The 9079-nt window shown below is 45.4% G+C and carries 7 protein-coding genes; 5 read left to right on the plus strand and 2 right to left on the minus strand.

Translation table 11 applies throughout. From position 1 onward, the window contains the following. Positions 1-1198: glutamate--tRNA ligase (gene gltX, locus GF309_04240; GenBank protein MBD3157975.1), on the plus strand; the 1198-nt coding region annotated here is incomplete at its 5' end. A gap of 6 nt (positions 1199-1204) precedes the next feature. On the opposite strand, the gene GF309_04245 is transcribed toward gltX, so the two are convergent. Together GF309_04245 and GF309_04250 are read right to left on the minus strand one after the other, a co-directional pair. Beyond that, positions 1205-2779, minus strand: a complete 1575-nt coding sequence (locus tag GF309_04245; protein MBD3157976.1) for a hydantoinase B/oxoprolinase family protein — start codon at positions 2777-2779, stop codon at positions 1205-1207. After that, positions 2772-4817 (minus strand): hydantoinase/oxoprolinase family protein, encoded by a 2046-nt coding sequence (locus GF309_04250; GenBank protein MBD3157977.1) that lies wholly within the window; start codon positions 4815-4817, stop codon positions 2772-2774. Before GF309_04250 ends, GF309_04245 begins: the two co-directional genes overlap by 8 nt. Positions 4818-4959: 142 nt before the next feature. On the opposite strand from GF309_04250, the gene GF309_04255 reads away from it, so the two are divergent. The 4 genes from GF309_04255 to GF309_04270 form a co-directional block, all read left to right on the plus strand. Next, positions 4960-6147 (plus strand): hypothetical protein, encoded by a 1188-nt coding sequence (locus tag GF309_04255; protein MBD3157978.1) that lies wholly within the window; start codon positions 4960-4962, stop codon positions 6145-6147. Positions 6148-6322: 175 nt separating this feature from the next. Continuing rightward, positions 6323-6559 carry a histone gene (locus GF309_04260; protein ID MBD3157979.1) on the plus strand — a complete coding sequence of 79 codons (237 nt, stop codon included), beginning with the start codon at positions 6323-6325 and terminating at the stop codon, positions 6557-6559. Between the two features lie 57 nt (positions 6560-6616). After that, positions 6617-7336 (plus strand): DUF2334 domain-containing protein, encoded by a 720-nt coding sequence (locus GF309_04265; protein ID MBD3157980.1) that lies wholly within the window; start codon positions 6617-6619, stop codon positions 7334-7336. Between the two features lie 403 nt (positions 7337-7739). Continuing rightward, positions 7740-9079, plus strand: a 1340-nt coding sequence (locus GF309_04270) for a hypothetical protein (GenBank protein ID MBD3157981.1), incomplete at its 3' end; no start/stop codon positions are given.

Below are 9079 nucleotides of genomic sequence, written 5' to 3' on the forward strand. Positions count from 1 at the left end.
GCTGGAGATTTTCTATGAATACGCAGTTGATTTAATCAAGAAGGAAGAAGCCTATGTCTGTGATTGTGACCCCGAGCTGTGGAGGAATGAATACAAGGTATTGTCCAAGCCTTGTCCATGCCGAGACTTGTCGGTTCACGAGAATCTAGCGCGATGGGAAAAAATGCTAGATGGAACTTACCCCGAGAAGGGAGCAGCCGTCCGTATCAAGACAGGCATGGATGATCCCGATCCTGCAATGAGAGACCACGTTATTCTGCGAATCTCCGAAGCTGAACACCCTCGAGTTGGAAATCGTTATCGGGTATGGCCGATGCTCGAGTACTCGTGGGGCATAGATGACCATGAGCTTGGCATCTCTCACATTATCCGTGGGAAAGACTTGGTGAAAGAAGGAAAAATCGAACAGCACATCTGGCGGATTTATGGGTGGGCCGAACCAGAATTAATCTACTACGGCCGCCTAAAATTCAAAGATGCCACATTGAGCAAAAGTAGAGCCAGACGAAAAATACTGAGCGGTGAGTATACTGGTTGGAAGGATCCCCGGACTTGGAGCCTCCAATCCTTAGAACATCGCGGTATTCATCCAGATGCCCTTCGGAAAGCAACCTTGGATCTTGGGCTAAGCCTGAATGACATCACATTTTCTATGAAAGCTGTATATTCCGAAAACCGAAAGATTCGTGATTCTGATGCACCACGAGCATTCTTTGTGGAATCACCGGTCTGGATTTCAGTTAGTGATTTGCCAAATGGAATGGATGTTGCTGAGGCTCCAATTCATCCCGATTATCCTGACCGTGGCACCCGTGAGATTCCATTGCCACGGGAAAATGAGCATCTAGACATTGGCATCCCTACGCGTGACTTTAAGAGGATTGCAAACGGTGAGCTTTTCAGACTGAAGGATTTGGCTAATTGCAGAATGAATAAGGAGACAAATCCTTCGGCAAGATTTGAGAGTTTTGATGTTGAGGAGATTCTTGATAAAGAAGGCCAGATTATTCATTGGGTTCCAAAAGGAAACAGTATTCCCGTTGAACTGACTATGGTTGATGGAAGCATCGTTGAAGGTGTGGGAGAACCAAGCATAGCTGATTTGGATGTAGGAACATTTCTACAATTTGAACGGGTCGGTTTTGCGAAAATATACGAGAAGAATGATGTCATAAACTTGGCTTTTGCGCACAAGTAGCCAAGGCTACCCTTTTGTTCCCCACGCACCCCCACCCGGTGTTTCAAGTCGTATTATTGCTCCCTTTGGTGCAATGACTGTAGATTTCGCCTGCAATTGATACATCCTATCTTGGTAGAAAAGCAAGTTACGTCCCAAAGATCCCGGCTGTCCACCTTCTAGACCCCATGGTCTGGTATGTCTTCTCTCCGTTTGAATGGAGATGCTGCAGCCGTCCACTAGGGTCTCTATTTCGCGTATTATACCATCACCCCCCCGCCATTTGCCTTCTCCACCACTGTTCTCTCTGATGGAATACCGTCTGACCCGTAGGGGATATGAATTTTCTAGCGATTCTATGGGCGTATTCAGAGTATTAGTCATGTGTACATGGATGCCGTCTGATCCATGAATTCCTTTTGCAGCACCAGCTCCGCCACCAATGGTTTCGTAGAAGGAAAACATACCACTATCACCTGCAAGTTCTCCGCCAATAGCTAGATTGTTCATTGTTCCTTGGCTTGCCGCGGGAACGATGCTAGAGTCTATTTGAGCCATGGCTCCAAGAATGCTGTCTACGACACGCTGTGTGGTTTCGACATTCCCAGCAGCTACTGCAGCAGGATACTGTGGGTTCAAAAGCGACCCTTCTGGTACATTCACTTCTATTGCCCTCCAGCAACCTTCATTCACAGGGATATCCTTTCCGAACAAGGTTATGAATACGTAGTATACTGCCGATAATGACGATGCTATCGGACAATTCACGTTGCCTTCTACCTGATCTGCGGTTCCAGTGAAATCTACATTTACATAGTCCTCATGAAACGACAGATGAACCCTGATATCTAGGAACCAGTTTCCGGCGCCATCGCTATCAACCACATCTGAGAATTCGCCTTCGAGCCCCGAGTAGGATTTCATATTTGATTGAATACGTTCAGCAGAGTAGTCTCGTAGATTTTGAAAGGATGTGAGCAAAGCAGACCAGCCATACCGAGCTGCTACACTGTTGAGCCGTGTGATTCCAACGTTGTTTGCAGCTATCTGAGCCGAGAGGTCACCATGACGTTCTTCTGACGTTCTTGTAGCTTCAAGCAAATCAGATATTTCCTTCTCTTGGAGAGTGTTGTCTTCAACAACGATTCTTGGTTCAATTAGAATACCTTCTTCTTCGATCGTGGAAGACATCCCCGGCATGGAGCCCGCGCTTTCACCACCAACATCTGCATGATGAGCTCTGTTTGCCACAAAACCGACTAGCTCTTCTTCGTGATAGACCGGGGCGACTAGTGTAAGATCCGGGAGATGTGAACCACCTGAAAAAGGGTCATTGAGGAGAGCCATGGAACCCTCTACTAGATTCGAAGCCAGTTCGTTGATGCACGCCTTCACAGACATTGGCATGGCCCCCAAATGCACCGGTATGTCCTTTGATTGCGAAACGAGTCGCCCTTCTGAATCGAAAAGCGCACAACTGCAATCTCTCCGCTCCTTGATGTTGGGACTAAAGGCTGTTCTTCGCAGTGCTTGACTCATTTCACGAGCACATGAAACTAGTGCGTTCTTGATGACTTCAAACCTGATTGGATCTTCAATCATTGCTGGACCTCCGTATCCACAAAGCGCCCTCAGCGGATTGTTGTGCTTTCCATCCCTTGGCTATCCATATAGTAGTATCTACCTGTTCTACAATTGCGGGGCCGTTGAAGATTATATCCGGTGCGAGTGACTTCCTTCGATATACATCTGCTTTGGTTGTCTTTCCGTTCATCAGAGTGATTTTTCTTGTGTCGTATGATTTTGATGTGTCTGGATGGGAATGGTTTTCTGTTGTCCTATGTGGGCGTTTGGCTATTCCTGCTACTCTTGCTGTTACCCACTCGACCTGTCGACCATCCATTCGATATCCAAATTCTTGTTCATGCCTTTCTTCGAAGCATTCTATGGACTCCCTCAGAAGCTGTTCTGTGTGCGGTTGTACCGGTATTGTGAGCTCGTGAGATTGTCCACTGTATCGCATATCAATTGCCCATTGAAACGCAACAGGCAGGTTCCGAGAATTCTGTTTTTCCAGCCTATTTCCCGCTTCTTCTGTCAACTCCTCCAGCGTTTCAAGAAGAGACCACTCCTGGGTTTGCTCTGCTCCTGTTAAGACCGTTCTCATTCTATCAACTCTTGGGTCCGCTTCCACCAGACCCACTGCTGAGGTAATTCCTGGATAGCGTGGCACAAGCACGGTATCGATCTGGAGCATTTCTGCCATATCGACCGCTTGTGTTGGTCCAGCGCCACCAAAAGGAACCAAGATGAAATTCCTTGGGTCTATGCCTCGCTCTACAGTGACTTCGCGAATAGCTTGAACCATATTTGCTGTTGAGATTCGTGTTATTCCTCGCGCCGTTTCCATAACTGAGAGATTTAGTTCTTCTGCGAGATTCTCGATAGCATTCCAGGCCTTCCTAGTATGAAGCTTCAGCTTTCCACCCAAGAAGTAGTCTGGATTGAGTCTTCCAATAACTAAATTTGCGTCAGTAACTGTCGCTTCTGTTCCCCCCTTTCCGTAAGCGGCTGGACCAGGATCTGCTCCTGCGCTCTGTGGACCAACATGTAAAACGCCGGCATCATCTATCCATGCAATACTGCCTCCGCCGGCACCGATTGTTTGAACATCCACGGACGGCACTCTCAGCGGAAATCCTGCAACTTTGTTATCAGCTTTCACAACTATAGCACCATCGACTGCACTTACATCGCAGCTTGTACCACCCATATCAACTGTGATAGCTTTCTCTACGCTATGTTGTTTGGCTGCTGCCCATCCCCCGATAACCCCTCCTGCCAGACCTGATATTGCCAAGCCAATAGAATGCCCTTCTGCTTCAGAACTGAGCATAGTCCCGCCATTAGATTGCATGATTGCCAAAGTAGCATTAGGACAGAAATTGGTTACGCCCTCAGTAAGCCGCTCCAGATATTGTAAGACTACAGGTCCGAGATATGCTTCGAGAACAGTTGTTGATGTTCGTTCAAATTCTCTGAATTCCCTCAGCACATCGTGGGATGCTACGACATACCAGTTGGAATCATTTCTTAGTTCATCTATCAGCATCTCTTCATGTTGTGGATTCTGGAACGAAAAAAGGAGTGAAATGGCTATGGATTCTGGATTGATTTCTTCTACTTTTTCTCTTACTCTTTCGATTTCTTTGGCTGTTAAACCGAGTATGACATTCCCAGAATTGTCGATTCTCTCCGCGATACCAATTCTTCTGTCGCGATTGACAAGCGGTGTAGGTCTGTCTGCTACTAGGCTATAGATTTCTTCTCTGTTCTGTCTCCCGATTTCTATGATATCCTCCATGCCCTGGGTAGTAATCAAACTGACCTTAGCACCTTTCCGCTCGAGTAGAGCATTAGTGGCTGCGGTAGTACCATGAATAATCAGGTCTAAACTCTCAGGACTAGTCTCGGTTTCATGGAGTATCTCCCGTATCCCCTGAATCACAGCTTTTTCTTGAGAAACTGGAGTTGTTGGGACTTTGTGGATAGTCCGCTTTCCTGTCTTCTCATCAGTTAGGACTAAATCTGTAAAGGTACCGCCCACATCGATGCCTAGAATCTTGCTATTTGGATGCATGGTAAGACTGGACCCATGATGATAGCGAAGCCCCCTCTTATATCAAATACTGAGAATCTTAAGATAATGCCGCAATAGACTGAACTTATTTACTTCGCTAGGGTAGTCAATACGGAAGTTTAGCTACTTACTGGTGGTGTGGATGTCGACCGTTGAATACTCTACCGTATTGGTACGATATGGAGAGATAGCTATCAAGTCTGATCAAACAAGGCGCCGTCTCGTTAATATGCTGGTCCAGCACATAAAAACCGCACTCAACGAGAAAGACATCTCCTTTGAGAAGATCAGAACTGAATTTGGTCGTGTCTTCATAGAAACCAACGAAGCCGAAAAAGCGGCCGAGGCGGCAGCTGGAGTCTTTGGCGTAGTGTCTACTTCGCCAGTCGTTGAAGCAGATTCTAGGTTAGATTCCATTCTTGATGCTGGGCTTCAAGTTGCAAAATCTGTTATTGATGAAGGCAGCTCATTTGCCATAGATGCTCACAGAGTGGGTGAACATGATTTCACGAGTAGGGACATCAAGGTCCAACTGGGCGATTTAGTGCTCAATGCGTTCAGTACCAAATCAGTTTCAGTGGATTTGGATTCTCCAGATCATCTAATCTACGTAGAGGTGCGTTTACACACCGCATATATTTTCACCTCCACTATTCAAGGCCTTGGTGGTATGCCAACAGGAGCACAAGGAAAGGCTGTCTGCACAATATCTGGAGGTTTGGATTCTCCTATCGCCGCCTACAAAGTCATGAGAAGGGGTTGCATTCCTGTATTTCTATATCTTGATAATGGGACTTATTCCGATGTTTCATGTCGTAAGGCAGCAATCCAACAGGCTAGAATTCTTTCACAATACATCTATGATTTTAAAGTCAAAATGTACATTGTTTCAAGAGAGAGAGACTTGGAGGAGATAGTGCAACATGTTCCTGAACGCAGGATTTGTCTGTACTGTAAGCGGAATCTGCTTCGAATTGCTCAGAAAATAGGTTTCAAGGAGGAAGCTGATCTCATAGTTATGGGCGATATACTTGGTGAGCAAGCATCACAGACAAGCCGCAACATTCGGGTCATTGACAGTGCTATCTGTGAATTGCCTGTCTTGCGGCCTTGCATTGGTGACGATAAAGATACTATACAGGCTCAGTCCCGAAAGCTCGGAACCCATGAACCTGCTGCAAAGACCATGACGTGCTGTACTCTCCCCCCTAGGTATCCCATAATCAGACCCCCTGTGGACTCAATAGAGGAACCAGAGGCGAATTTGGATATGTCAGTATTAGATGATGAAGTTGAGAATGCTGACGTATTGATTCTGCGAAAGACTTGACCAATTCTTTTTGGTAACCGAAATTTCTATTGCATGACCCTCCACGATAAACTCTTATTTTTTCTATCTGAAACTTTATTTCGCTTTTATCGGCAGATAAAGCCTTTTAAAGGAAGATTAGTACTAACTAGGTACTATAGTAATAGTAGTCGATATTCAGAGGAGCATGAAAATTATGCCAAGATCACGAAAAGACAGAATATTGCCAGTGGCGCCAGTAGACAGACTGATTCGAAAAGCCGGAGCTGAACGTGTTAGTGATACGGGTGCTGAGAAGCTAGCAAAAATCCTCGAGGAGGTAGGTGAGGAGCTTGCTAGAATGGCTGTTGACTTAACAGAGCATGCGGATCGGAAAACAATAACTGATGCTGATGTTGAGCTGGCGTACAAGCAGTGGCGCCGGGGTCGCTGACATGTCCAGATAACCTGTCATTTGAACACAACTTAGATAACCGGGAAACGCTGTTACATGTGTATGTCCAGTCGTGCAGGCAATTCTATGCAGCTTGTTGAAGAACATACTGTGTTGCTTAGTCTGCATGAGGTTAGTCCTGCATACGAAGATTCCGTGGTCGCGTCCTATGATAGATTGAAAGCATTGGGTATTGATAGCTATACTCTCCTTATTACACCGTTGCTTGAATGGAAACGAAACCTGAGTTTTGAGAAACATCCGATGTTTGTTGACTATCTGCTTTCTTTAGATCTTGAAATCTCTCTCCACGGTTATTCGTACACAACCAAAAGCGGGCGCCCTGAGGAGTTCAAGAATCTTGACAAGAAGCAAACTGCTTCACGGTTACGAAGAGGTTTGAAATCGATTCTAAGTAATTTTGGAGTTAAGCCAAGTGGATTTGTGCCTCCAGGCTGGGTGGCTCCAAAACGATTGAAAACTGCTCTTGCCAACCTAGGCTTCAGCTACTATGCGGTAGGCAAAGAAATCTACACTCTATCTTCTGATACATGTTATTCTACGGTTGATATCGTTATTAGCGAAAAAGAAAAGGAACCATCATTAGAAGATAGTATCGTAGAAACTGAAATTGGAGGTCCCTTGCAAATAGCTCTTCATCCTTTGGATCATAGGCGAACGAAGATGTACGAGCTTCTGGAAGAACTGGTAGACCGTCTTGATTACAAGTTCTATAGCTATTGCGACTACTTGACTCAAGCCGCCAAGGCTGAATAGCCATAGGTACCAAGTACGATAATTCCGAAAACTGGAAGAAAAAATGACCAGTTTGTTAATAGAACGAAGTGTTCCAACAGCTATTGTTTATTATGTCTTCTTTCTATACTACACCAATCGCCAATGGTTAGATTAACGCTCCTAAAATGGAGCATTATGCCGTTGGCAATGGTCGACGCTTGAGAAGTGTCTTGAGGATGGGCTTGATTGCTAGAAGACCCATTGCACGCTAAGAAGAGCGGATTCTGCAATGAATGCCGCTCTATTTCGGCGGATCACGCTGTTGGTCCGCTTAAGCATTCCAGAAGATGTCCTATTTCTTTTTTCAAATTGAGATGCGGCAATCGATTTTGGTTCGTCCAAACGAAGATAGATCCCAAGAATGGTTGTGGAGGTTATCCTGTTGAAGCGATATAGCTTTATCCCCCTTGTGTTAGTTGTAATGCTTGCATTTCCCACCTATCATAATCCTGCAGGAAATGCTTATTCGAGCAATCTCGGTCCCGGCAATCCGAGAGGGCAAGCCAAACTAGTTTCTGAAACGGATACGCTTTCCGGAACTGGCTCTGCACTTGATGTTTCACTGACTGGCATTGCAAGCAATCTGTACGATGGAATGCTGTCCATTGATTCCTCCAATTCCGATACTGCAACTGTGACCTTGTCAGATGGGTGGAGTGGTAGCAATCTCGAAACCAATCTAGATTCGCTCTACCTGACCACTAATGAACGCCTCAAAAACTGGAAATTGAATGATTTTCATGCAGAGAAGTGGCTTATTGAATCATATCGCGGTGAGAATGTACATGTTCCAGATTCATGGACGTTAAACAAGGAAATCCAGGGTACTGGTTCGGCACATCCGAGTCATGGTACCTTTGAGATGAACAGGCAGTTAAGTAGCGGTTATGAGAGTACTACAGGTTGGCTATTTGATGCTCACTGGTATTCCGGAGATACCCTTGCTACTGGAGACAAGATTTACTTCAGTCAACTTGCTTCCGCACCATACAGAGAATTATACTCTGCAGAAGTGAGTTTCAGATACAATGTTCAAGCTATATCCTCAATGCAGGACGAGGTCTATGTTTTTGTGGGTATTGCAGGCTATCAAACCAAAGTGCATGTTTTTGAAAACGGAGATACAACCAGCTCTTGGTTGCAGGAGACTGTTAGCCTTTCTTCCAATCAGCTATCGAATATCCAGCTTCCGAATTCATTGCTCGTTGAAATTGGAATTGCAACTGACTTGAGTGGTCAGCAGTCATCCGAAAAAATGTACCAAGTGCTTTTAGATGATATTCAACTTTCTTTAGAGGTACGGCCATTTCCAGAACAAGTAAATCTCAAAGCAAATGGAACTGCAGTGGTCGGTTGGAATCCCGGCAATATCTATGTGTACGAACCTGATGACGATACAAGAGATGCTTGGGACCCATCTGGCTCTGGATTTAGCTTAGATGGAAATACTTACGTTGGTTCAACCGCTGATCCGTCTGTTGGTTTGTATGGCAGCTCTTGGAATACTGCTGATCCAAGCCAAATCGGAATCCAATTCCCTGTGGATATTCCTCAGGGGGCTGTGATAACTTCTGCCTTTGTTGAGGTCGAACCTGAATCCTTGGTGTCATCAGGTAATCCTGATATGCGAGTATATATTGCAGGATTCGACAGCGATGGAAGTGCCGTATCAAACTTCTCTTCAGGAATGCAAGAAATCGAGGATTCCTATGAGTGGGTTGA

The sequence above is a fragment of the Candidatus Lokiarchaeota archaeon genome, from assembly GCA_014730275.1.
Taxonomy (GTDB): Archaea; Asgardarchaeota; Thorarchaeia; order Thorarchaeales; family Thorarchaeaceae; genus WJIL01.